Annotated in this window: 32 protein-coding genes; all 32 read right to left on the bottom strand. The window is 67.9% G+C overall.

Annotation, left to right across the window (positions count from 1 at the left end):
• Positions 1–58 precede the first annotated feature (58 nt).
• The 32 genes from ACE101_RS04665 to rpsL all read right to left on the bottom strand — a co-directional run bounded on the left by ACE101_RS04665 (position 59) and on the right by rpsL (position 21019).
• Positions 59–1351, bottom strand: coding sequence for an aspartate aminotransferase type Ic (locus tag ACE101_RS04665; protein ID WP_379126395.1), 1293 nt, complete (start codon positions 1349–1351; stop codon positions 59–61).
• Positions 1352–1493: 142 nt separating this feature from the next.
• Positions 1494–1916, bottom strand: a complete 423-nt coding sequence (rplQ, locus tag ACE101_RS04660; protein WP_379126394.1) for a 50S ribosomal protein L17 — start codon at positions 1914–1916, stop codon at positions 1494–1496.
• A gap of 195 nt (positions 1917–2111) precedes the next feature.
• Entirely contained in the window at positions 2112–3131 is a 1020-nt protein-coding gene (locus ACE101_RS04655; protein WP_379126393.1) for a DNA-directed RNA polymerase subunit alpha, read from the bottom strand.
• A gap of 227 nt (positions 3132–3358) precedes the next feature.
• Positions 3359–3748 carry a 30S ribosomal protein S11 gene (gene rpsK / locus ACE101_RS04650; RefSeq protein ID WP_015928609.1) on the bottom strand — a complete coding sequence of 130 codons (390 nt, stop codon included), beginning with the start codon at positions 3746–3748 and terminating at the stop codon, positions 3359–3361.
• Positions 3749–3871: 123 nt separating this feature from the next.
• Positions 3872–4240, bottom strand: a complete 369-nt coding sequence (gene rpsM / locus ACE101_RS04645) for a 30S ribosomal protein S13 (RefSeq protein ID WP_127727799.1) — start codon at positions 4238–4240, stop codon at positions 3872–3874.
• Positions 4241–4461: 221 nt separating this feature from the next.
• Positions 4462–5061 (bottom strand): adenylate kinase, encoded by a 600-nt coding sequence (locus ACE101_RS04640; protein ID WP_379126392.1) that lies wholly within the window; start codon positions 5059–5061, stop codon positions 4462–4464.
• A gap of 186 nt (positions 5062–5247) precedes the next feature.
• On the bottom strand, positions 5248–6585 hold the full coding sequence (gene secY, locus ACE101_RS04635; protein ID WP_379126391.1) for a preprotein translocase subunit SecY: 1338 nt from the start codon (positions 6583–6585) through the stop codon (positions 5248–5250).
• A gap of 111 nt (positions 6586–6696) precedes the next feature.
• Positions 6697–7185: a 50S ribosomal protein L15 gene (gene rplO / locus ACE101_RS04630; protein WP_379126390.1), complete on the bottom strand. Its 489-nt coding sequence runs from the start codon at positions 7183–7185 to the stop codon at positions 6697–6699.
• Positions 7186–7195: 10 nt separating this feature from the next.
• Positions 7196–7387 (bottom strand): 50S ribosomal protein L30, encoded by a 192-nt coding sequence (gene rpmD, locus ACE101_RS04625; protein WP_379126389.1) that lies wholly within the window; start codon positions 7385–7387, stop codon positions 7196–7198.
• A 12-nt stretch (positions 7388–7399) separates the two neighbouring features.
• A complete protein-coding gene (rpsE, locus tag ACE101_RS04620) occupies positions 7400–7975 on the bottom strand; it encodes a 30S ribosomal protein S5 (protein ID WP_379126388.1) in 576 nt (191 codons plus the stop codon).
• A 98-nt stretch (positions 7976–8073) separates the two neighbouring features.
• Positions 8074–8436 (bottom strand): 50S ribosomal protein L18, encoded by a 363-nt coding sequence (gene rplR / locus ACE101_RS04615; protein WP_379126387.1) that lies wholly within the window; start codon positions 8434–8436, stop codon positions 8074–8076.
• 12 nt (positions 8437–8448) lie between these two features.
• The gene (gene rplF, locus ACE101_RS04610) at positions 8449–8982 is read right to left on the bottom strand and encodes a 50S ribosomal protein L6 (protein ID WP_379126386.1); all 534 of its coding nucleotides are present in this window, start codon (positions 8980–8982) and stop codon (positions 8449–8451) included.
• Positions 8983–9015: 33 nt separating this feature from the next.
• On the bottom strand, positions 9016–9411 hold the full coding sequence (gene rpsH, locus ACE101_RS04605; protein ID WP_379126385.1) for a 30S ribosomal protein S8: 396 nt from the start codon (positions 9409–9411) through the stop codon (positions 9016–9018).
• A 16-nt stretch (positions 9412–9427) separates the two neighbouring features.
• Positions 9428–9733 (bottom strand): 30S ribosomal protein S14, encoded by a 306-nt coding sequence (gene rpsN / locus ACE101_RS04600; RefSeq protein ID WP_379126384.1) that lies wholly within the window; start codon positions 9731–9733, stop codon positions 9428–9430.
• 43 nt (positions 9734–9776) lie between these two features.
• Positions 9777–10340 (bottom strand): 50S ribosomal protein L5, encoded by a 564-nt coding sequence (gene rplE / locus ACE101_RS04595; RefSeq protein ID WP_379126383.1) that lies wholly within the window; start codon positions 10338–10340, stop codon positions 9777–9779.
• Complete coding sequence (gene rplX, locus ACE101_RS04590; RefSeq protein ID WP_379126382.1) at positions 10333–10650, bottom strand: 50S ribosomal protein L24; 318 nt, start codon at positions 10648–10650, stop codon at positions 10333–10335. Before rplX ends, rplE begins: the two co-directional genes overlap by 8 nt.
• A complete protein-coding gene (gene rplN, locus ACE101_RS04585; protein WP_012330332.1) occupies positions 10650–11018 on the bottom strand; it encodes a 50S ribosomal protein L14 in 369 nt (122 codons plus the stop codon). Before rplN ends, rplX begins: the two co-directional genes overlap by 1 nt.
• 285 nt (positions 11019–11303) lie before the next feature.
• Entirely contained in the window at positions 11304–11558 is a 255-nt protein-coding gene (gene rpsQ / locus ACE101_RS04580) for a 30S ribosomal protein S17 (protein WP_379126381.1), read from the bottom strand.
• Positions 11559–11570: 12 nt separating this feature from the next.
• On the bottom strand, positions 11571–11786 hold the full coding sequence (rpmC, locus tag ACE101_RS04575) for a 50S ribosomal protein L29 (RefSeq protein ID WP_379126380.1): 216 nt from the start codon (positions 11784–11786) through the stop codon (positions 11571–11573).
• A gap of 14 nt (positions 11787–11800) precedes the next feature.
• Positions 11801–12214 (bottom strand): 50S ribosomal protein L16, encoded by a 414-nt coding sequence (gene rplP, locus ACE101_RS04570; RefSeq protein WP_379126379.1) that lies wholly within the window; start codon positions 12212–12214, stop codon positions 11801–11803.
• Between the two features lie 28 nt (positions 12215–12242).
• On the bottom strand, positions 12243–13004 hold the full coding sequence (rpsC, locus tag ACE101_RS04565; protein ID WP_379126377.1) for a 30S ribosomal protein S3: 762 nt from the start codon (positions 13002–13004) through the stop codon (positions 12243–12245).
• 10 nt (positions 13005–13014) lie between these two features.
• Positions 13015–13398, bottom strand: a complete 384-nt coding sequence (gene rplV / locus ACE101_RS04560; RefSeq protein WP_015928591.1) for a 50S ribosomal protein L22 — start codon at positions 13396–13398, stop codon at positions 13015–13017.
• A gap of 1 nt (position 13399) precedes the next feature.
• Positions 13400–13678 (bottom strand): 30S ribosomal protein S19, encoded by a 279-nt coding sequence (gene rpsS / locus ACE101_RS04555; protein WP_379126375.1) that lies wholly within the window; start codon positions 13676–13678, stop codon positions 13400–13402.
• A 12-nt stretch (positions 13679–13690) separates the two neighbouring features.
• Positions 13691–14527 (bottom strand): 50S ribosomal protein L2, encoded by an 837-nt coding sequence (gene rplB, locus ACE101_RS04550; RefSeq protein WP_379126373.1) that lies wholly within the window; start codon positions 14525–14527, stop codon positions 13691–13693.
• A gap of 26 nt (positions 14528–14553) precedes the next feature.
• Positions 14554–14850 (bottom strand): 50S ribosomal protein L23, encoded by a 297-nt coding sequence (locus tag ACE101_RS04545; RefSeq protein WP_238237968.1) that lies wholly within the window; start codon positions 14848–14850, stop codon positions 14554–14556.
• Positions 14847–15467 (bottom strand): 50S ribosomal protein L4, encoded by a 621-nt coding sequence (gene rplD, locus ACE101_RS04540; protein WP_379126371.1) that lies wholly within the window; start codon positions 15465–15467, stop codon positions 14847–14849. The genes ACE101_RS04545 and rplD overlap by 4 nt, the downstream gene beginning before the upstream one ends.
• On the bottom strand, positions 15467–16201 hold the full coding sequence (gene rplC / locus ACE101_RS04535; RefSeq protein WP_379126369.1) for a 50S ribosomal protein L3: 735 nt from the start codon (positions 16199–16201) through the stop codon (positions 15467–15469). Before rplC ends, rplD begins: the two co-directional genes overlap by 1 nt.
• A gap of 52 nt (positions 16202–16253) precedes the next feature.
• Positions 16254–16562, bottom strand: coding sequence for a 30S ribosomal protein S10 (gene rpsJ / locus ACE101_RS04530; RefSeq protein ID WP_012330343.1), 309 nt, complete (start codon positions 16560–16562; stop codon positions 16254–16256).
• 87 nt (positions 16563–16649) lie between these two features.
• Complete coding sequence (tuf, locus tag ACE101_RS04525; RefSeq protein WP_379126353.1) at positions 16650–17840, bottom strand: elongation factor Tu; 1191 nt, start codon at positions 17838–17840, stop codon at positions 16650–16652.
• 111 nt (positions 17841–17951) lie between these two features.
• A complete protein-coding gene (gene fusA / locus ACE101_RS04520) occupies positions 17952–20027 on the bottom strand; it encodes an elongation factor G (RefSeq protein ID WP_379126367.1) in 2076 nt (691 codons plus the stop codon).
• 36 nt (positions 20028–20063) lie between these two features.
• On the bottom strand, positions 20064–20534 hold the full coding sequence (rpsG, locus tag ACE101_RS04515; protein WP_379126365.1) for a 30S ribosomal protein S7: 471 nt from the start codon (positions 20532–20534) through the stop codon (positions 20064–20066).
• A gap of 113 nt (positions 20535–20647) precedes the next feature.
• A complete protein-coding gene (gene rpsL, locus ACE101_RS04510) occupies positions 20648–21019 on the bottom strand; it encodes a 30S ribosomal protein S12 (RefSeq protein WP_379126363.1) in 372 nt (123 codons plus the stop codon).
• Positions 21020–21317: the final 298 nt, after the last annotated feature.

The following is a 21317-nucleotide window of genomic DNA, read 5'->3' as shown; positions in this document are numbered from 1 at the left end:
GGATGCCGAGGGCGTCCTCGCCGATCGGCGAGGACGCCCGGATCGATCGGGCCGGTCCTCAGCGGCCGTGCTCGGCCGCGCGGATCCGCGCCTCGGTGGCGGCGAGGAGCGTGCAGAGGGCGATCACCTCCGCGGCCGCCTCCACGTCGCTCAGGCTCGGATAGGAGGGCGCGAGCCGCAGGGTCCGATCATGCGGATCGCGGCCATAGGGATGCGTGGCCCCGGCCGGCGTCATGGCGAGGCCGCAACCGGCCGCGAGTTCCACGACGCGGGTGGCGCAGCCCTCCGGCACCTCCAGCAGGACGAAGTAGCCGCCCTCCGGCGTCGTCCAGCGGGCCGCGCCCGTGCCCCCGAGCTGCCGCTCCAGCGTGTCAGTGACGGCCTTGAACTTCGGCGCGAGCAGGCGGCGGTGGCTGTCCATCAGCCGGTCGAGCGCCCCGTCCTGCGCGAGGAAGCGGGCGTGCCGCAGCTGGTTGAGCTTGTCCGGCCCGATGCTGCGCTTGCCCGCCTGGGCGAGATACCAGCGCAGATTGGCCGGCGAGGCGGCGAAGAAGGCGAGCCCGGCTCCCGCCAGCGTCACCTTCGAGGTCGAGGCGAAGACGAAGGGGCGGTCCGGATGGCCCGCCTCCGCGGCGGCCTCCAGCACGTTGCGCAGGACGGGCCGGCGTTCGGTCAGGTGGTGCAGCGCGTAGGCGTTGTCCCAGAACAGCCGGAAGTCCGGCGCGCCGGTCTCCATCCGGGCGAGGCGCTCCACCGTCTCGTCCGCGTAGGTCTCGCCGCCCGGGTTGGAATATTGCGGGACGCACCACATCCCCTTCACGCGCGGATCGCGGACGCGATCCTCGACCACCGCCATGTCGGGGCCGGCCGGGGTCATCGGCACCGTCTCCATGACGATGCCGTAGGTCTCGCAGAGGGCGAAGTGACGGTCGTAGCCGGGGATTGGGCAGAGGAAGCGGATCTCCCCCTCCCGCGACCAGGGCCCGGCGCCACCCGGAACGCCCTTGAGCAGGGCGTAGACGAGGCAATCGTGCATGAGCGCGAGGCTCGAATTGTTGCCGACCGCGATCTGCTCCGGCGCGGCGCCGAGCACGCCCGCGAACAGCCGGCGCACCTCCGGGAGCCCCTGGATGCCGCCGTAGTTGCGGGCATCCTCGCCCGTTTCGGTGAGGTGGTCGCGGTTGCCGGGGAGCGCGAGAAGGCCTTCGGCCAGATCGAGCTGCTCGGGCGCGGGCTTGCCGCGCGTCATGTCGAGCTTGAGGCCGCGCCCCTTCAGCACCGCGTAGCGCTCCTGCAGGACGGCGTGGGAGGCGCGCAGGGTTTCGGGCGATTGGTCGGTCAGGAGAGGCATGGGATCGCTCGGTTCGTCGCGTCCACCCTTCCCCAGCGCGCCCGCGAGGTCCAGCGCTACCATCCAAGGCGCGGTCCGCATCACGAAAAAAGGCGGCCCGATGGGCCGCCTTTCGCGAAGGTCGATGGGGTGGGCTCGCGCCTCAGGCGGCCTCGGTCTCGGTAGCGGCCGCCTGGGTCGGGCCGGAATCCTGGCCGCGCGCGTTGACGTCGCGGTCCACGAACTCGATCACTGCCATCGGCGCGTTGTCGCCGTAGCGGAAGCCGGCCTTCATGATGCGGCAGTAGCCGCCGGGACGGCCCTGGTAGCGCGGGCCGAGCACCTCGAACAGCTTCTTCACCATGGCCTCGTCGCGGATCTGCGCGATGGCCTGACGGCGGGCATGCAGGTCGCCGCGCTTGCCGAGGGTGATCAGCTTCTCGACCACCGGCCGCAGGTCCTTGGCCTTCGGCAGCGTGGTGACGATCTGCTCGTGCTTGATCAGCGCGGCCGACATGTTGGCGAACATCGCCTTGCGATGCTCGACCGTGCGGTTGAAGCGACGACCGCGGAACCCGTGACGCATGGCTGTCTCCTTTGATTCTCGGCCGCCGTGCCACGGGCCGGCCGGTATTCGTCGGGCGAATGCTGAGGGGCGATGGGCGAACGGGGCGGGGCCCCGGATTCACCCTTCGCCCCTCCCGACGGGTCCCGCAGGGCCCATCGGGAGGGGCGAAGGGAGCGGCGACCGGAAGAACCCCGTTCGCCGCTCCCCATTCGCTCAGTAGTGCTCCTCGAAGCGCTTGGCGAGATCCTCGATGTTCTCCGGCGGCCAGCCGGGAACGTCCATGCCGAGGTGCAGGCCCATGGCGGCGAGCACTTCCTTGATCTCGTTGAGCGACTTGCGGCCGAAGTTCGGCGTGCGCAGCATCTCGGCTTCCGTCTTCTGGATCAGGTCGCCGATATAGACGATGTTGTCGTTCTTCAGGCAGTTCGCCGACCGGACCGACAGCTCGAGCTCGTCCACCTTCTTGAGCAGAGCCGGGTTGAAGGGGAGCTGCGGCGCGAGCGGCGCGGCCTCCTCCTTGCGGGGCTCCTCGAAGTTCACGAAGATCTGAAGCTGATCCTGGATGATGCGGGCCGCGTAGGCGAGCGCATCCTCCGGCGAGACCGCGCCGTTGGTCTCGACCGTCATGGTCAGCTTGTCCTTGTCGAGATCCTGGCCCTCGCGGGTGTTCTCGATGCGGTAGGACACCTTGGTGACCGGCGAGAACAGCGCGTCGACCGGGATCAGGCCGATCGGGGCGTCCTCGGGGCGGTTGCGCTCGGCCGGGACGTAGCCCTTGCCGGTGGCGACCGTGAACTCCATGCGGATCTCCGCCCCGTCGTCCAGCGTGCAGAGCACGAGGTCGGGGTTGAGGATCTGGATGTCGCCGATCGTGCTGATGTCGCCCGCGGTGACCAGGCCCGGGCCGGTCTTGCGCAGCGTCATGCGCTTGGGCGTGTCGCTGGACGAGCGGATGGCGATGGTCTTGATGTTGAGGACGATGTCGGTGACGTCCTCACGCACGCCCGGGATCGACGAGAACTCGTGCAGCACGCCGTCGATGTGCACCGAGGTCACGGCCGCGCCCTGGAGCGAGGACAGCAGCACGCGGCGCAGCGCGTTGCCGAGGGTCGTGCCGAAGCCGCGCTCCAGCGGCTCGGCCACCACGGTCGCGACGCGCTTGGGGTCGTGCCCCGGAACGACTTCGAGCTTGTTCGGCTTGATCAGCTCTTGCCAGTTCTTCTGAATCACCACGATCTCACCTCTCGTCGACCTGCCGGGCCCGCCCGCGCCCGGCCAGCCCGCGAATCGTCCTGACAGTCCCAATCGCAAAGGAAGCGGATGCGGTCAGGACGCCGCGCTCAGACGCTTCCGAAGCTCTCAACGGAGAAACCCAGCGTCCTGCAAAGGACGCCGGGCGAACCGTTCCTGCTCCTGATCCCAACCGACGCCATGGCGACGCAGCGGGACGGCGCGCCGGATCAGACGCGGCGGCGCTTGCGCGGCCGGCAGCCGTTGTGCGGGATCGGCGTCACGTCGCGGATCGACGTCACCGTGAAGCCCGCCGCCTGCAGCGCGCGCAGAGCCGACTCGCGGCCCGAACCAGGGCCGGACACTTCCACCTCAAGGGTGCGCATGCCGTGCTCGGCGGCCTTGCGGCCCGCATCCTCGGCGGCGACCTGGGCGGCGTACGGGGTGGACTTGCGCGAGCCCTTGAAACCCATGGCGCCGGCCGACGACCAGGAGATCGTGTTCCCCTGCGCGTCCGTGATGGTGATCATCGTGTTGTTGAACGAGGCGTTCACGTGCGCGACGCCGGAGACGATGTTCTTGCGTTCGCGACGACGGACGCGGGTAGCTTCCTTGGCCATATTCTCTTTCGATCCTTCAGGCGCGCCCGTGGTGCCAGGCGCTCGGGACGGTATCGGACAGGCGGCGCGGCGCGCCGCCGAACATGCGGGGGCGAGGCGGGACGCCCCTCCCCCCGCGGCGGATTACTTCTTCTTGCCGGCGATCGGCTTCGCCTTGCCCTTGCGGGTGCGGGCGTTGGTGTGGGTGCGCTGGCCGCGGACCGGCAGGCCACGGCGGTGGCGCAGGCCCCGGTAGCAGCCGAGATCCATCAGGCGCTTGATGTTCATCGCGACTTCGCGGCGCAGATCGCCTTCCACGATGTAGTCGCGGTCGATCGCCTCGCGGATCTGCAGCACCTCGGCGTCCGTGAGCTGGTTCACGCGGCGCTCGGCCGGGATACCGACCTTCTCGGTGATCTCCCCGGCCTTCTTGGGGCCGATGCCATGGATGTACTGGAGCGCGATGACGACGCGCTTGTTGGTCGGGATGTTGACGCCTGCGATACGGGCCACGGGTAAGCTCTCCATCGCGTCCGGGGCAGGATGCCAGCACGGACGAACGTGTTTTCAGTGTGTCCGCGCGCGTCCGGTGGAGCCCGGCCCCTGCGCGCCGTCCCGACGCAAATCGGCCCGAGCGGCCTCCAGAAAGGCACGCCGGGCCGTCCATGTCTGAACGAAGGAGGGCGGCCTATCGCGGACGAAACGGCTTGTCAACCGGTTCGTCCGCGCTACGCTCATGCCGAGACCGGCTGGAGACCGCGCAGCAGCCCGTCGAGCTCGCGGGTCACGTCCTCGATCGGCGCCATGCCGTCGACCGGCCGCAGCAGGCCGGTCTCGGCGTAGTAGTCCGAGAGCGGCGCGGTCTGGCTGCGATAGGCCTCGAGCCGGGTCTTGAACACCTCGGGGGTGTCGTCCTTGCGGACCGGCTCGCCGCGGGCGGCCGTCTCCGCGGCGCGCTTGGCGATGCGGCCCACCAGCGCATCCTCATCCACCTTGAACTCGATGACGGCGTCGAGGGCGAGCCCCTTCTCGGCCAGCATGGCGTCCAGCGCCTTGGCCTGCGCGACGGTGCGCGGGAAGCCGTCGAGGATGAAGCCCTTGCGGGCATCCGCCTCCTCGACGCGATCCGCCACGATACCGACCACCACCTCGTCCGGAACCAGCCCGCCGCTCTCCATGATGCTCTTGGCTTGGAGGCCGACCGGCGTCCCGGCCGCCACGGCGGCGCGCAGCATGTCGCCGGTCGAGAGCTGCGGGATGCCGAACCGCTCCACGATCCGAGTCGACTGCGTGCCCTTCCCGGCGCCCGGCGGGCCGAGGAGAATGATCCGCATAACCTGTCTCTCCCATGCGCCCCGTGGGCGTTGGCGTCCACCCGGGGCCGTTATTCTCTGGCACCGGTGCGGGCCTTACCATCCGACATGCGCCCCGCCACGACCGCAGAAGGCGGCGAGTCGCATCGCGGACAATGATGATCGAGAGGGCCGGGCGAGGAAAGCCACCCGGCCCCCGACGTTGGGCTAACGGCGCCGCGCCCCGCGCAGCTTCGCCTTCTTCACCAGACCCTCGTACTGGTGAGCGAGCAGGTGGCCGTGGACCTGTGCAACCGTGTCCATGGTGACCGAGACGACGATCAGGAGCGAGGTGCCGCCGAAATAGAACGGCAGCGAGGCGTAGGAGACCAGGATCTCGGGGATCAGGCAGATCAGGGTCAGGTAGGCGGCGCCGATCACGGTGATGCGGCTCAGCACCTTGTCGATGTACTCCGCCGTGCGCTCGCCGGGGCGGATGCCCGGGATGAAGCCGCCATGCTTCTTGAGGTTGTCGGCCGTCTCCTGCGGGTTGAACACCACCGCCGTGTAGAAGAAGGCGAAGAAGATGATCAGCGCCGCGTAGAGGACCATGTAGAGAGGCCGGCCGTGGCCCAGATAGGTCGCCAGGGTGGCGACGATGCCGGTGCCGTTCGGATCGGTCTGGAAACTCGCCGCGGTGGCGGGCAGCAGCAGCAGCGACGAGGCGAAGATCGGCGGGATCACGCCCGGCGTGTTGAGCTTGAGCGGCATGAACGAGGTCTGGCCCTCGTACATGCGGTTGCCGACCTGGCGCTTCGGGTAGTTGATCAGGAGCCGGCGCTGGGCGCGCTCCATGAACACGATGAAGTAGACGACCGCCGCCGCCATCACGGCGACGCCGAGGATGACCACGGTGGAGAGCGCGCCCTGCCGGCCGAGTTCCAGCGTGCCCGCGATGGCCGAGGGCAGGTGCGCCACGATGCCCGCGAAGATGATCAGCGAGGAGCCGTTGCCGATGCCGCGCGAGGTGATCTGCTCGCCGATCCACATCAGGAACAGGGTGCCGCCCGTGAGCGTGATCACCGTCGAGACGACGAAGAAGGGCCCGGGATCCTGCACGATGCCGCCGGAGCTCTGCAGTCCCACCGCGATGCCCCAGGCCTGGAAGATCGCCAGGATCACCGTGAGGTAGCGGGTGTACTGGTTGAGCACCTTGCGGCCCGATTCGCCCTCCTTCTTGAGCGCTTCGAGCGACGGCAGCACCGAGGTGAGGAGCTGCACGATGATCGAGGCCGAGATGTAGGGCATGATGTTGAGCGCGAAGATCGCCATGCGCTCGACCGCCCCGCCCGAGAACATGTTGAACAGGCCGAGCACGCCGCCCTGCGCGTTGGCGAAGCTCTGCCGGAGCGCGTCGGGATCGATGCCGGGCAGCGGGATGTAGGTGCCGAGCCGGTAGACGATGAGAGCGCCGAGGGTGAACCAGATACGCTTCTTGAGCTCTTCCGCCTTGGCGATGGCGCCGAAGTTCAGGTTGGCGGCGAGCTGCTCGGCTGCAGAGGCCATGACAGGGTCCTTGACGGGAACGGCCGCGACGAATCGCGCTCAGAAACAAGGACGGCGGCCTCGCGCTGCTCGCACGGGCCGCCGCCGATCTCGATCGACTTAAAGTCTGACTTACGCCGACGCAACCGCGCCGTCGGTCGCGGCCAGGGCCTGGGTCACGGAACCCCCGGCCTTCTCGATCGCGGCGACCGCCGACTTGGAGGCGCGCGCCACCTGGAAGGTCAGCTTCGCGTTCAGCTCGCCGACGCCCAGGATCTTCACGCCGTCGCGCACCCGCGACACCACGCCCGCGGCGAGCAGCGCCTCGACCGTGACGGGCACGTTCGGGTCGAGCTTGCCGGCATCGACGGCCTGCTGGATGCGGCCGACATTGACCTCGTTGAGGTCGGTGGCGCCCGGGTTGGTGAAGCCGCGCTTCGGCAGGCGACGATGCAGCGGCATCTGACCGCCCTCGAAGCCCTTGATCGCCACGCCGGTGCGGGCCTTCTGACCCTTCACGCCGCGGCCCGCGGTCTTGCCCTTGCCGGACCCGATGCCGCGTCCGACGCGCATCCGGTCCTTCGTCGCGCCCTCGTTGTCGCGAATCTCGTTCAGCTTCATGACGCCCTCCTCACGCCGCGTCGTCGAGGACGCGCACGAGGTGATGCACCTTCGCGATCATGCCGCGCACGGACGGGGTGTCCGGAAGCTCGGCGATGCGGTGGAGCTTGTTCAGCTTGAGGCCGACCAGCGTCTCGCGCTGGCTGGACTCGCGGCGGATCGGGGAGCCGATCTGCTGGACCCGCAGGGTCTTCTCTGCCATCTGCCTGCCTCCTTACGCCGCGTCGGACGCGTCGGAGCCCGATTCCGCATCGCGGCGGCGGGCCTGGAGGGCCGAGACCTTGAGGCCGCGGCGCGCGGCGACCGCACGGGGCGAATCCTCGCGCTTCAGGGCGTCGAAGGTGGCGCGGATCAGGTTGTAGGGGTTCGACGAGCCGAGCGACTTCGCCACCACGTCCTGCATGCCGACCGACTCGAAGACGGCGCGCATCGGTCCACCCGCGATGATGCCGGTGCCCTGGGGAGCCGCGCGCAGGATCACCTTGCCGGCGCCGTGACGGCCGGCGACGTCGTGGTGCAGGGTGCGGCCCTCGCGGAGCGCCACGCGGATGAGGCCGCGCTTGGCCGCCTCGGTGGCCTTGCGGATCGCCTCGGGAACCTCGCGGGCCTTGCCGTGGCCGAAGCCGACGCGGCCCTTCTGGTCGCCCACGACCACGAGCGCGGCGAAGCCGAAGCGACGGCCGCCCTTCACCACCTTGGCGACGCGGTTGATGTGGACGAGCTTGTCCACGAACTCGCTGTCGCGCTCCTCGCGGTCGTCGCGGCGACGACCTTCACGTTCACGTGCCATCAGTTCACTTCCGGTTCACTGGCGCGGGCGGCGGTCCCGCTCGCATTGTTCGCTATCCGCCGTGGCGCGGGGCACATGGGGTGCCCCGCCCGGATCCTTTAGAAGTCCAGGCCGCCCTCACGGGCCGCGTCGGCAAGAGCCTTGACGCGGCCGTGATAGAGGTAGCCCGAGCGGTCGAAGATCACCTTGGTGACCCCCGCCGCCGTGGCGCGCTCCGCCACGAGCTTGCCGACCTCGACGGCGGCCGCCTTGTCGGCGCCGGTCTTGAGGCGGGCCCGCAGGTCCTTGTCGAGGGTCGAGGCGGCGGCCAGCGTGCGGCCGGTCGCGTCGTCGATGACCTGGACGTAGATCTGCTTGGAGGAGCGGAACACCGAGAGGCGCGGGCGGCCATTCGCCGCCGCGCGGAGCGCCCGGCGGACGCGCGCGCGGCGCCGGTCGAGCAGGTCGATTTTGCGAGACATGGTCGGCCGCCCTTACTTCTTCTTGCCTTCCTTGCGGAAGATGAACTCGCCGGCGTACTTCACGCCCTTGCCCTTGTAGGGCTCGGGACCGCGATACTCGCGGATCTCCGCGGCGATCTGGCCGACCCGCTGCTTGTCGATGCCGGCCACGATGATCTCGACCGGACGCGGGGTCGTGATCGTGATCCCGGCCGGGATCTCGTACTCGATGTCGTGGCTGTAGCCGAGGGACAGCTTCAGCACCTTGCCGGCGACCGCGGCGCGGTAACCGACGCCGTTGATCTCCAGCTTCTTCTCGAAGCCCTTGGTCACCCCCTCGATGAGGTTGGCGACCTGCGCCCGAGAGAGGCCCCACATCGCGCGGGCCTCCTTGGTCTGGGAGCGGGGCTGGACCGAGATCGCGCCGTCAGCCTGCGTGACCTCGACCTGGTCGGGGACGCGGAACTGCAGCTCGCCCTTCGATCCCTTGACCTTCACGGTCTGGCCGTCGACGGTGGCGGTGACGCCGGCCGGCACGGTCACGGGCTTCTTGCCTACGCGGGACATGTTCGTCTCTCCTCGTCGGGTGGGGTCCGCAGGTCAGAAGACCTTGCAGAGCACCTCGCCGCCGACGTTGCGCTCGCGCGCCTCGTGGTCGGCCATGACGCCCAGCGGAGTGGACACGATGGTGATGCCCAGACCGTCGGCGACGCGCGGCAGGGTATCGACCGACGAATAGACCCGGCGGCCGGGCTTCGAGACGCGCTCGATCGAGCGGATCACGGGCAGGCCGTCATGGTACTTGAGCTCGATCGCGAACTCGGTGCGCCCGTTGCCGTAATCGGTCGTGGCGTAGTCGCGGATGTAGCCCTCGGACTTCAGCACGTCGAGGACGCGGGCGCGGAGCTTCGAGCCCGGCGTCTGCACGACGTTGCGGCGGCGCTGCTGGCCGTTGCGGATGCGGGTGAGCATATCGCCCACGGGATCGGTGATCATTGGGTGTGCCCTCCCCTCACCAGCTGGACTTCACGAGGCCCGGGATCATCCCGCGCGAGCCGAGATCGCGGAGCGCGACACGCGAGATGCCGAGCTTGCGATAATAGGCGCGGGGACGGCCGGTCATCGCGCAACGATTGCGGATGCGGGTGGGGTTGGCGTTGCGGGGCAGCTCCGCCAGCTTGAGGCGCGCCTCGAAGCGCTCCTCCATCGGCAGCGACTCGTCGTTGGCCGTGGCGAGCAGCGTTTCGCGCTTGTCCGCGAACCGCTTCACCAGCGCGACGCGCTGCTTGTTCTTCTCGATCTTGCTCTTCTTTGCCATTTCTAAAGCTCTCCGGTTGCCGCGTCTGAGAAGCGGTGGCTCCTCACTGCCGGAACGGGAAGTTGAAGTGCTTGAGCAGGGCACGGGCCTCGGCATCGGTCTTCGCCGTCGTGGTGACGACGATGTCCATGCCCCAGGCGTTCTGCGCCTTGTCGTAGTTGATCTCCGGGAACACGAGGTGCTCACGCAGACCCAGCGCGTAGTTGCCGCGCCCGTCGAACGACTTCGGGTTCAAGCCGCGGAAGTCACGCACGCGCGGCAGCGCGATGGTGATGAGGCGGTCCATGAACTCGTACATGCGCTGGCGGCGCAGGGTGACCTTGCAGCCGATCGGCATGTTCTCGCGGACCTTGAAGGTCGCGATGGCCTTGCGCGCCCGGGTGATGACCGGCTTCTGGCCGGCGATCAGGCCGAGATCCTCGGCGGCGACGGTGGCCTTCTTGGAATCCTGGGTCGACTCGCCCACGCCCATGTTGATGACGATCTTCTCGATCGTGGGCACCTGCATGGGGTTCGCGTAGCCGAACTCCTCGATCATCTTCGCACGCACGACTTCGTCGTAGTGCTTCTTGAGCCGCGGCGTGTAGCCGTTGAGCGCCTCAGCCATCGATCAGATCTCCCGAGCGCTTCGCGAAGCGCACCTTGCGCCCGTCCTCCAGGATGCGGAACCCGACGCGGGTGGGCTTACCGTCCTTCGGGTCGGCGACCGCGAGGTTCGACAGGTCGATCGCGGCCTCCTTGGAGATGATGCCGCCCTCCTGCGTCTGGGTCTGACGCTGGTGGCGCTTGACGAGGTTCACGCCGCGGACGAGCGCGCGACCTTCCTTCGGCATCACCTGAACCACTTCGCCGGAGCGACCCTTGTCGCGCCCGGTCAGGACGACCACCGTGTCGCCCTTCTTCACCTTGGCGGCCATCACAGCACCTCCGGGGCGAGCGAGATGATCTTCATGTGGTTGCGCGCGCGCAGCTCGCGCGGCACCGGCCCGAAGATGCGGGTCCCGATCGGCTCCTTCTGATTGTTGATCAGCACCGCGGCGTTGCGGTCGAAGCGGATCACCGATCCGTCCGGACGGCGCACGTCCTTGGCGGTGCGAACGACGACCGCCTTCATGACGTCGCCCTTCTTCACGCGGCCGCGCGGAATCGCCTCCTTCACCGACACCACGATGATGTCGCCGACGCCGGCATACTTCCGCTTGGATCCGCCGAGCACCTTGATGCACATTACGCGACGTGCGCCGGAATTGTCGGCGACGTCCAGATTCGTCTGCATCTGGATCACGGCCCAGCACCCTTTCCTTGTTTCAGGCAGGTCTCCGCGGCGCGGGATCGCGACGCGGACGGCAGCCTGATGGGGATCTGACGTCCCCGCCATTGACGAGACCGCGCTGCGGCGATGAAGCCGGCGCGGTCAACGAACGCGACGATGGGCGCGAGCACCCGTCCTGTCTGTCGTGGAGGCCGGTCGGTTACACCGGATCGACCCCGATGGCAAGCGGCAAATCGAGGCCGCCCGCCCGGTGCGGAACCCTGCCCTCTCGCGAGGACGGGATCCCGCGCACCGGATTCACGCCTCGACCGCCGAGCCCGCCGCGCTCTCGACCAGCTTCCAGGTCTTGAGCTTGGAGTAGGGCCGCGACTCCTCGATGAACACCGTCTGGCCGACCTTGGCGACGTTGTTCTCGTCGTGAGCGTGGTAGTTCTTCGACCGGCGAACGGTCTTCTTCATCACCGGGTGGGTGAAGCGCCGCTCCACCTTGACCACCACGGTCTTGTCCTGCTTGTCGCTGACGACGACGCCCTGCAGCACGCGCTTCGGCATGGGGCTCTCTCCTTAGCCTTGCGCCGCCTGCAGCGTCTTGCGACGCTGCAGGGTCCGGACGCGGGCGATGTCCCGGCGCACCTCACGGATGCGCGCGACGTTCTCGAGCTGGCCCGTCGCCCGCTGGAAGCGCAGGTTGAACTGCTCCTTCTTCAGGTTGACGAGCTCCTCGCTGAGCTGATCGGGCGACATCGCGCTCAGATCAGACAGCCGCTGAGTCGACTTCATGGTTGATGTCTCCCTCAGTCCGCGATGCGCTGGATGAAGCGCGTGCGGACCGGCAGCTTGGCCGCGCCGAGCCGCAGCGCCTCGCGGGCGATGTCCTCGGCGACGCCGTCGATCTCGAACATGACCCGGCCCGGGTGGACGCGGGCCGCCCAGTACTCGGGCGAGCCCTTGCCCGAGCCCATGCGGACCTCGGTCGGCTTCTGGGTCACGGGCACGTCCGGGAAGATCCGGATCCACACGCGGCCCTGGCGCTTCATCTCGCGGGTGATCGCGCGGCGGGCCGCCTCGATCTGGCGCGCGGTGATACGCTCGGGCTCCAGGGCCTTGAGGCCGTAGGAGCCGAAGTTCAGGTCGGTTCCGCCCTTCGCGGCGCCGTGGATGCGGCCCTTGAACTGCTTGCGGAACTTCGTCTTCTTGGGTTGCAGCATCGCAGCCTCTCAAATCTCGCGGTGCGGATCAGGCCGCGTCGCGACCGCCGCGATCGCCACGATCGCCGCGGTCACCCCGCTCGGAACCGCGCTCACGCTCCCGGCGCCCGCCCGAGCGGCCGCCTTCCTCGTGGGCGCGCTTGTCCTGCGCCATCGGGTCGTGCTCGAGGATCTCGCCCTTGAACACCCACACCTTGATCCCGCAGGTGCCGTAGGTGGTGAAGGCGGTCGCCGTGCCGTAATCGACGTCGGCGCGCAGGGTGTGCAGCGGCACCCGGCCCTCGCGATACCACTCGAGACGCGCGATCTCGGCGCCGCCGAGACGGCCGGAGCAGTTGATGCGGATGCCCTCGGCGCCGAGACGCATCGCCGACTGCACGGCGCGCTTCATGGCGCGACGGAAGGCGACGCGGCGCTCGAGCTGCTGAGCGATCGAGTCGGCGACGAGCGTCGCATCGACCTCGGGCTTGCGCACCTCGACGATGTTGATCGTCACGTCGGCCTTGGTCATCGTGCCGACGAGCTTGCGCAGCTTCTCGATATCCGCGCCCTTCTTGCCGATCACCACGCCCGGGCGGCCCGAGTGGATGGTGACGCGGCACTTCCGGTGCGGGCGCTCGATCACGATCTTGGAGACCGCGGCCTGCTTCAGCTGCTTCATCAGCGCCTGGCGGATCGCGACGTCCTCATGCATGAGGCGGGCGTACTCGCCCTTGTTCGCGTACCAGCGCGAGTCCCAGGTCCGGTTGATGCCGAGCCGGAGACCGATCGGATTGACTTTCTGTCCCATCAGTTCCTCCTCACGCGGCCTCGGCCCGGACCTCACGCACCACGATGGTGAGGTTCGAGAACGGCTTCAGGATGCGGGCACCCCGGCCACGGGCGCGGGCATGGAAACGCTTCAGGACGAGCGCCTTGCCCACGTAAGCTTCCTTGACCACGAGGTCGTCGACGTCGAGGTCGTGGTTGTTCTCGGCGTTGGCGATCGCGCTCTCGAGGCACTTCTTGACCTCGACCGCGATGCGCTTCTGCGAGAACTGCAGGTCGGCGAGCGCGGTCGCCACCTTCTTGCCCCGGATCAGCTGCGCGACGAGGTTGAGCTTCTGAGGGCTGACGCGCAGCATGCGCGCGACGGCCTTCGCCTCGTTCTCGGGGAGCGCGCGGGGTGCTGCTGCCTTGCCCATCTTAGCGCCTCTTCGCCTTCTTGTCGGCCGCGTGACCGTGGAAGGTCCGGGTCGGCGAGAACTCGCCGAACTTGTGCCCGACCATCTCCTCGGTGACGTAGACCGGGATGTGCTTCTGCCCGTTGTAGACCCCGAAGGTCAGGCCAACGAACTGCGGGAGGATCGTGGAGCGGCGGCTCCAGATCTTGATCACCTCGCTCCGGGCGGAGCCGCGCGCGGTGTCCGCCTTCTTGAGGAGGTAGCCGTCGACGAACGGCCCCTTCCAGATTGAACGTGCCATGGCGCGAAGCCCTTACTTCTTGCGGTTGTGGCGGCTCGACACGATGAAGGTGTCGGTGCGCTTGTTCGAGCGGGTCTTCTTGCCCTTGGTCGGGAAGCCCCACGGGGTGACCGGGTGACGGCCGCCCGAGGTGCGACCCTCACCACCGCCGTGCGGGTGATCGATCGGGTTCATCGCGACGCCGCGGTTGTGCGGACGGCGTCCGAGCCAGCGCTTGCGACCCGCCTTGCCGAGCGAGATGTTCATGTGGTCGGGGTTCGAGACCGCGCCCACCGTGGCGTAGCACTGGCCGTGCACGAGGCGCTGCTCTCCCGAGTTCAGGCGCAGCGTCACGTAGCCCTGGTCGCGGCCGACGATCTGGGCGTAGTTGCCCGCCGACCGCGCGATCGCGCCGCCCTTGCCGATCTTCAGCTCGACATTGTGGACGATCGTGCCCACCGGCATGTTGCCGATCGGCATCGCGTTGCCCGGCTTGATGTCGACCTGCTCGCCCGACACCACCCTGTCGCCGGCCTTCACGCGCTGCGGAGCCAGGATGTAGCTCTGCGCGCCGCCCTCGTAGGTCACGAGGGCGATGAACGCCGTGCGGTTCGGATCGTACTCGATCCGCTCCACGGTGCCGACCTTGCCGGCGAATTCCCGCCGCTTGAAGTCCACGTTGCGCAGGGTGCGCTTGTGGCCACCGCCGCGGAAGCGGACGGTCACGCGGCCGAGGTTGTTGCGCCCGCCCGAGGAGGTCTTGCCCTCGGTCAGGGCCTTCACCGGCTTGCCCTTGTAGAGCTCCGACCGGTCCACGATCACGAGCTGGCGAAGGCTCGGCGTGACCGGCTTGAATGTCTTCAAAGCCATCGTCGTGTTCCCTTAACGCCGTTCCGTCACAGCCCGGTCGTGACGTCGATCGTCTGGCCCTCTTCGAGGGTCACGATCGCCTTCTTCACGTCCGAACGCTGGCCGCGCTGACCGCGGAACATCTTGGTCTTGCCCTTGGTGACGAGCGTGTTGACGCTCTTCACCTTGACCTCGAACAGCCTCTCGACCGCTTCCTTGATCTGCGGCTTGGTGGCCTTCGGGGCGACCCGGAAGACGACCTTGTTCAGCTCCGAGAGGTTGGTGGCCTTCTCGGTGATCACGGGAGCGACGATCACGTCGTAGTGGCGCGGATCCGCACTCATTTGAAACGCGCCTCCAGCGCATCGACGGCCGCGCGCGTCAGGACGAGCTTGTCGCGCCGCAGGATGTCGTAGACGTTGATGCCCTGCACCGGCAGGACGTCGATGGACGGCAGGTTGCGCGCCGCGCGGCCGAAGTTCTCGTCCACCTCGGTGCCGCCGATGATCAGGGCGTTGGACCAGCCGAGCTTGCCGAAGCGCTCCTTGAGCGCCTTGGTCTTGCCGTCCTCGAGCCGCACGTCATCGACGACGACGAGCGAGGAATCCTTCGCCTTGGCCGAGAGGGCGTGCCGCAGCGCCAGGGCCCGGACCTTCTTGGGAAGATCGTGGGCATGCGAGCGCACCACCGGGCCGAACGCCCGGGCGCCGCCGCGGAACTGCGGGGCGGAGGCCGCGCCGTGGCGGGCGTTGCCGGTGCCCTTCTGCTTGTACATCTTCTTGGTGGTCCGGCTGATCTCGGACCGGGTCTTCACCTTGTGGGTGCCGGCCTGACGCTTGGCGAGCTGCCAGCGCACGCAGCGCTGCAGCAGGTCCGCGCGGGGCTCCAGACCGAAGATGTCCTCGTTGACCTCGACCGAGCCGGCTTCGCCGCCGTCGAGCGTCGTGATCTCGAACTTCATCACGCGTTCTCCTCAGCAGCCGGGGCCTCGGGGGCTTCGGCGGGAGCGGAGCCGTTGGCGAGTTCGCGGAACTTGCCCGGCATCGGCGCCTCGGCCGGCAGCTTGCGCTTCACCGCATCGCGGATCTGGATCCAGCCGCCGGCGACGCCCGGGACCGCACCCTCGACCAGGATCAGGCCGCGCTCCGGATCCGTGCGCACGACGCGCAGGTTCTGGGTCGTGACCCGCTCGACGCCGAGGTGGCCCGGCATCTTCTTGTTCTTGAAGGTCTTGCCCGGATCCTGACGGCCGCCGGTCGAACCGATCGAGCGGTGCGAGATCGACACGCCGTGCGAGGCGCGCAGACCGCCGAAGTTCCAGCGCTTCATGCCGCCGGCGAAGCCCTTACCCGTGGTGGTGCCCGTCACGTCGACGAACTGGCCCGGGATGAAGTGGTCCGCGGTGATCTCGGCGCCGACCGGGATCAGCGCGTCCTCGGACACGCGGAACTCGGCGAGCTTGCGCTTCGGCTCGACCTTGGCGATCGCGAAGCGGCCGCGCTCGGCCTTGGACACGTTCTTGACCTTGGCCTTGCCGACGCCGACCTGCAGCGCGACGTAGCCGTTCTTCTCGACCGTGCGGTGAGCGATCACCTGGCACTGATCGACCTTGAGCACGGTGACCGGAACATGCTCACCAGCGTCCGTGAAGACGCGGGTCATGCCGACCTTCTGTGCGATGACTCCTGAGCGCATGGTTCTCCCCCGCGCGGTTCTGCCCGAAGCTCCAACGATCCTCAGCGGACCGTCAGAGCTTGATCTCCACGTCCACGCCCGCGGCGAGGTCGAGCTTCATCAGCGCGTCCACGGTCTGCGGGGTGGGGTCGACGATGTCGAGCACGCGCTTGTGGGTGCGCATCTCGAACTGCTCACGCGACTTCTTGTCGATGTGCGGCGAGCGGTTGACGGTGAAGCGCTCGATCCGGGTCGGCAGCGGGATGGGCCCGCGAACCTGCGCACCGGTCCGCTTCGCCGTCGAGACGATCTCGCGGGTCGACGAATCCAGGATGCGATGATCGAACGCCTTGAGGCGAATGCGGATATTCTGGCCGTTCATGACTGTCTGGTCCTCGCGACGGGGAAGGGGCGGGCTCGAGGGCCCGCCCCCTCACCTGTCCCGCGTTGGCTCTCAGCGGCGAAGCGCTTACTCGGAGATGGATGCGACGACGCCGGCGCCGACGGTGCGGCCGCCTTCGCGGATGGCGAAGCGCAGCTTCTCCTCCATCGCCACCGGCACGATCAGCGTCACGTCCATGGTCACGCTGTCGCCCGGCATCACCATCTCGGTGCCCTCCGGCAGCTGGCACACCCCGGTCACGTCCGTCGTCCGGAAGTAGAACTGCGGACGGTAGTTCGTGAAGAACGGCGTGTGACGCCCGCCCTCTTCCTTCGTCAGGATGTAGGCCTCGGCCTTGAACTTCGTGTGCGGCTTCACCGAACCCGGCTTGCACACCACCTGGCCGCGCTCCACGTCCTCGCGCTTCGTGCCGCGCAGAAGGACGCCCACGTTGTCGCCCGCCTGACCCTGGTCAAGCAGCTTGCGGAACATCTCGACGCCCGTCACCGTCGTCTTCGTGGTCGGACGGATGCCGACGATCTCGACCTCCTCGCCCACCTTGATGATCCCGCGCTCCACGCGCCCCGTCACCACCGTGCCGCGGCCCGAAATCGAGAACACGTCCTCGATCGGCATCAGGAACGGCAGGTCGATCGGACGCTCCGGCTGCGGGATGTAGGCGTCCACCGTCTTCATCAGCTCGAGGATCGCGTCGTGCCCGATCTTCGGCTCCCGGTTCTCCAGAGCGCACAGTGCCGACCCCTTGGTGATCGGGATGTCGTCCCCCGGGAAGTCGTACTTCGACAGAAGCTCGCGCACCTCAAGCTCGACCAGATCCAGAAGCTCCGGATCGTCCACCATGTCGACCTTGTTCATGAACACGACCAGCGCCGGAACGCCGACCTGCCGCGCCAGAAGGATGTGCTCGCGCGTCTGCGGCATCGGGCCGTCCGCCGCCGACACAACCAGGATCGCGCCGTCCATCTGCGCCGCACCCGTGATCATGTTCTTCACGTAGTCCGCGTGACCAGGGCAGTCCACGTGCGCGTAGTGACGGTTCGGCGTCTCGTACTCCACGTGCGCCGTCGAGATCGTGATCCCGCGCGCCTTCTCCTCCGGGGCCTTGTCAATCTGGTCGTAGGCCGTGAACGTCGCACCGCCCGCTTCCGCAAGCACCTTCGTGATCGCCGCCGTCAGGGACGTCTTCCCATGGTCAACGTGACCGATCGTGCCAATGTTGCAGTGCGGCTTCGTCCGCGAAAACTTTTCCTTGGCCATGGCCAAATCTCCGTAACGGTCTGCTGTTGAGGTCGGGCTTGAGCGGTCGGCGCATCAAACCCCGTCATCATCGGGGCGCCCGGCCGGTATCCGGCCGGGGCCCGCGGGTCGTCAGGCGTATTTCGCCACCACCTTCTCGGCCTCGCCGCGCGGGACCTCTTCGTAGTGGTCGAACTGCATCGTGAAGTTCGCGCGCCCCTGGGTGAAGGAGCGGAGCTGGTTCACGTAGCCGAACATGTTCGCGAGCGGCACCATCGCGTTGATGACGTTGGCGTTGCCGCGCATGTCCTGGCCCTGGATCTGGCCGCGCCGGGAATTCAGGTCGCCGATGACCGAACCGGTGTAATCCTCCGGGGTCACGACCTCGACCTTCATCACCGGCTCGAGCAGGACCGAGCCACCCTTCTGGAGAGCCTCACGGAGCGCGGCCCGTGAGGCGATCTCGAAGGCGAGCGCCGAGGAGTCGACCTCGTGGTAGGCGCCGTCGACCAGCTCCACCTTGATGTCGACCACCGGGAAGCCCGCCAGGATGCCGGCGGTCAGGACGCTGTTGAGGCCCTTCTCGACGCCCGGGATGTACTCCTTGGGCACCGCACCGCCGACGATCTTCGACTCGAACGCGTAGCCGGCACCCGGCTCGTTCGGCTCGACCACCAGCTTCACCCGCGCGAACTGACCGGTGCCACCGGTCTGCTTCTTGTGGGTGTAGTCGATCTCCGTGCGACGGGTCAGCTTCTCCCGGTACGCCACCTGCGGCTGGCCAATATTGGCCTCGACCTTGTAGGTGCGCTTCAGGATGTCGACCTTGATGTCGAGGTGGAGCTCGCCCATCCCCTTCAGGATGGTCTGGCCCGATTCCTGGTCGGTGGAGACGCGGAAGGACGGGTCCTCGGCGGCGAGCTTCGAGAGCGCGATGCCGAGCTTCTCCTGGTCCGCCTTCGACTTCGGCTCGACGGCGATCTCGATCACCGGCTCGGGGAACTCCATCTTCTCCAGGATCACGGCCTTGGTCGGATCGCAGAGGGTGTCGCCCGTGCGGGTGTCCTTGAGGCCGGCCAGCGCGACGATGTCGCCGGCATAGGCCTCCTTGATGTCCTCGCGGTTGTTGGCGTGCATCAGCAGCATGCGGCCGACGCGCTCGCGCTTGTCGCGGGTCGAGTTCAGGAGGTTGGCGCCCGACTCCACCTTGCCGGAATAGATGCGGCAGAAGGTGATGGTGCCGACATGCGGATCGTCCATGATCTTGAAGGCGAGCATGGAGAACGGATCGGCGTCGGAGGGCCGCCGGACGACCTCTTCCTCGGTCTTGTAGTCGATGCCCTTGATCTCGCCGCGGTCGGCGGGAGACGGCAGGTAGTCGACGACGGCGTCGAGGAGGGGCTGGACACCCTTGTTCTTGAACGCCGAGCCGCACAGCACCGGGTGGAAGGCGCGGCGCTGCACCGCCGTGCGCACGAGGCGGCGCATCGTGGCCTCGTCCGGCTCCACGCCGTCGAGATAGGCGGCCATGGCCTCGTCATCGAGTTCGACGCAGGCCTCGACGAGCTTGGTGCGGTACTCCGCAGCCTGCTCGGCGAGATCGGCCGGGATCTCCTCCTCGGCGAAGTTCGCGCCGAGCGCCTCGCCCGACCACACGATCGCCTTCATCTTGATGAGGTCGATCACGCCGCGGAAGCTGCTCTCCGCGCCGATCGGCAGCTGGAGGCAGACCGGCTTGCCGGCCACGCGGTCGATGATGTCGGCGACGCACTTGAAGAAGTCGGCGCCGATCTTGTCCATCTTGTTGACGAACACGACGCGCGGCACGTCGTACTTGTCGGCCTGACGCCACACGGTCTCGGTCTGCGGCTCGACGCCCTGGTTGCCGTCGAGCACGCAGACGGCGCCGTCGAGCACGCGGAGCGAGCGCTCCACCTCGATGGTGAAGTCGACGTGGCCGGGGGTGTCGATGATGTTCAGGCGCTTGTCGCGCCAGAAGCAGGTGGTCGCAGCCGAGGTGATCGTGATGCCACGCTCCTGCTCCTGCTCCATCCAGTCCATGGTGGCGGCGCCCTCATGGACCTCGCCGATCTTGTGGGACTTGCCGGTGTAGTAGAGGATCCGCTCGGTCGTCGTGGTCTTGCCGGCATCGATGTGGGCCATGATGCCGAAGTTGCGGTAGTCCTCGATCGCATGCGTGCGGGGCATCGGGGGGCTCCTGAAGGCGGGAGAGACCGCGGGTGATTACCAGCGGTAGTGCGAGAAGGCGCGGTTGGCCTCGGCCATCCGGTGAGTGTCTTCCCGCTTCTTGACGGCGGCGCCGCGGTTGTTGGCGGCATCGAGGAGTTCGGCCGAGAGGCGCTCGACCATGGTGCGGTCGTTGCGCGAGCGCGCGGCCTGGATCAGCCAGCGGATCGCCAGCGCCTGGCGGCGCTCGTGACGAACCTCGACCGGCACCTGATAGGTGGCGCCGCCGACGCGCCGCGAGCGCACCTCGATCGCCGGAGCGACGTTGTCGAGGGCGGCCCGGAACACCTCAATCGGGTTCACGCGGGCGCGGTTCTCGATGATGTCGAAGGCCCCGTAGACGATGTTCTCGGCGACCGACTTCTTGCCCTCGTACATGACCGAGTTCATGAACTTGGTCAGCACGACGTCGCCGTACTTGGCGTCGGGGATGATCTGGCGCTTCTCGGCAGAATGGCGGCGGGACATCGCGCGCTTCCTTCAGGTCTTAAAATAACGATCTGGTACGCCCCGCGCAGGCCGCCTTGAGCGTGAAGCCGGCGACATCCTTGCGGGGCAGGCGATAAAGACGCTGGATACGCTTACTTCGGACGCTTGGCGCCGTACTTCGAGCGGCGCTGCTTGCGGTTCTTGACGCCCTGGGTGTCGAGCACGCCGCGCAGGATGTGGTAGCGCACGCCCGGAAGATCCTTCACGCGGCCGCCGCGGATCATGACCACCGAGTGCTCCTGGAGGTTGTGACCCTCACCCGGAATGTACCCGATCACCTCGAAGCCGTTGGTCAGGCGGACCTTGGCCACCTTGCGGAGCGCCGAGTTCGGCTTCTTCGGGGTCGTGGTGTAGACGCGCGTGCAGACGCCGCGCTTCTGCGGGCAGGCCTCGAGAGCCGGCACCTTGTTGCGGGCCTTCTGCGCCTTCCGCGGATTGGCGATCAGCTGGTTGATCGTCGGCATGCCATTCCTCTCGCAACGCATCGCCGTCCGGGGCGACCGTCAAATTCAATCTCGTCCGGGCGGACCGGCGCTGGACAAACAGCAACGCAAATCGCGCCCCAGGCTGCTCTCCAGCCTTTGGCGCGCCATGCGAGCAGAGGACCACCGGAGCCGAGGCCCCCGCGGTCATGCCGGTCTGACACGTGTCAGTCGGTTTGAAGTTCGGTCGCGTTTAGGCGGCTTGGATCGAGGCTCTTGGGGCTCGTCGATCAGCTGCCGCCTACGGCCAGCCGTTCAGTAGGACGCGCTCTTAATGCCC

Origin of the sequence: Methylobacterium carpenticola, assembly GCF_042748905.1 — a bacterium.
GTDB classification, from domain to species: Bacteria; Pseudomonadota; Alphaproteobacteria; order Rhizobiales; family Beijerinckiaceae; genus Methylobacterium; species Methylobacterium carpenticola.
The sequence above is the reverse complement of the archived record's forward strand: the minus strand, read 5'-3'. Positions and strand labels throughout refer to the sequence as shown.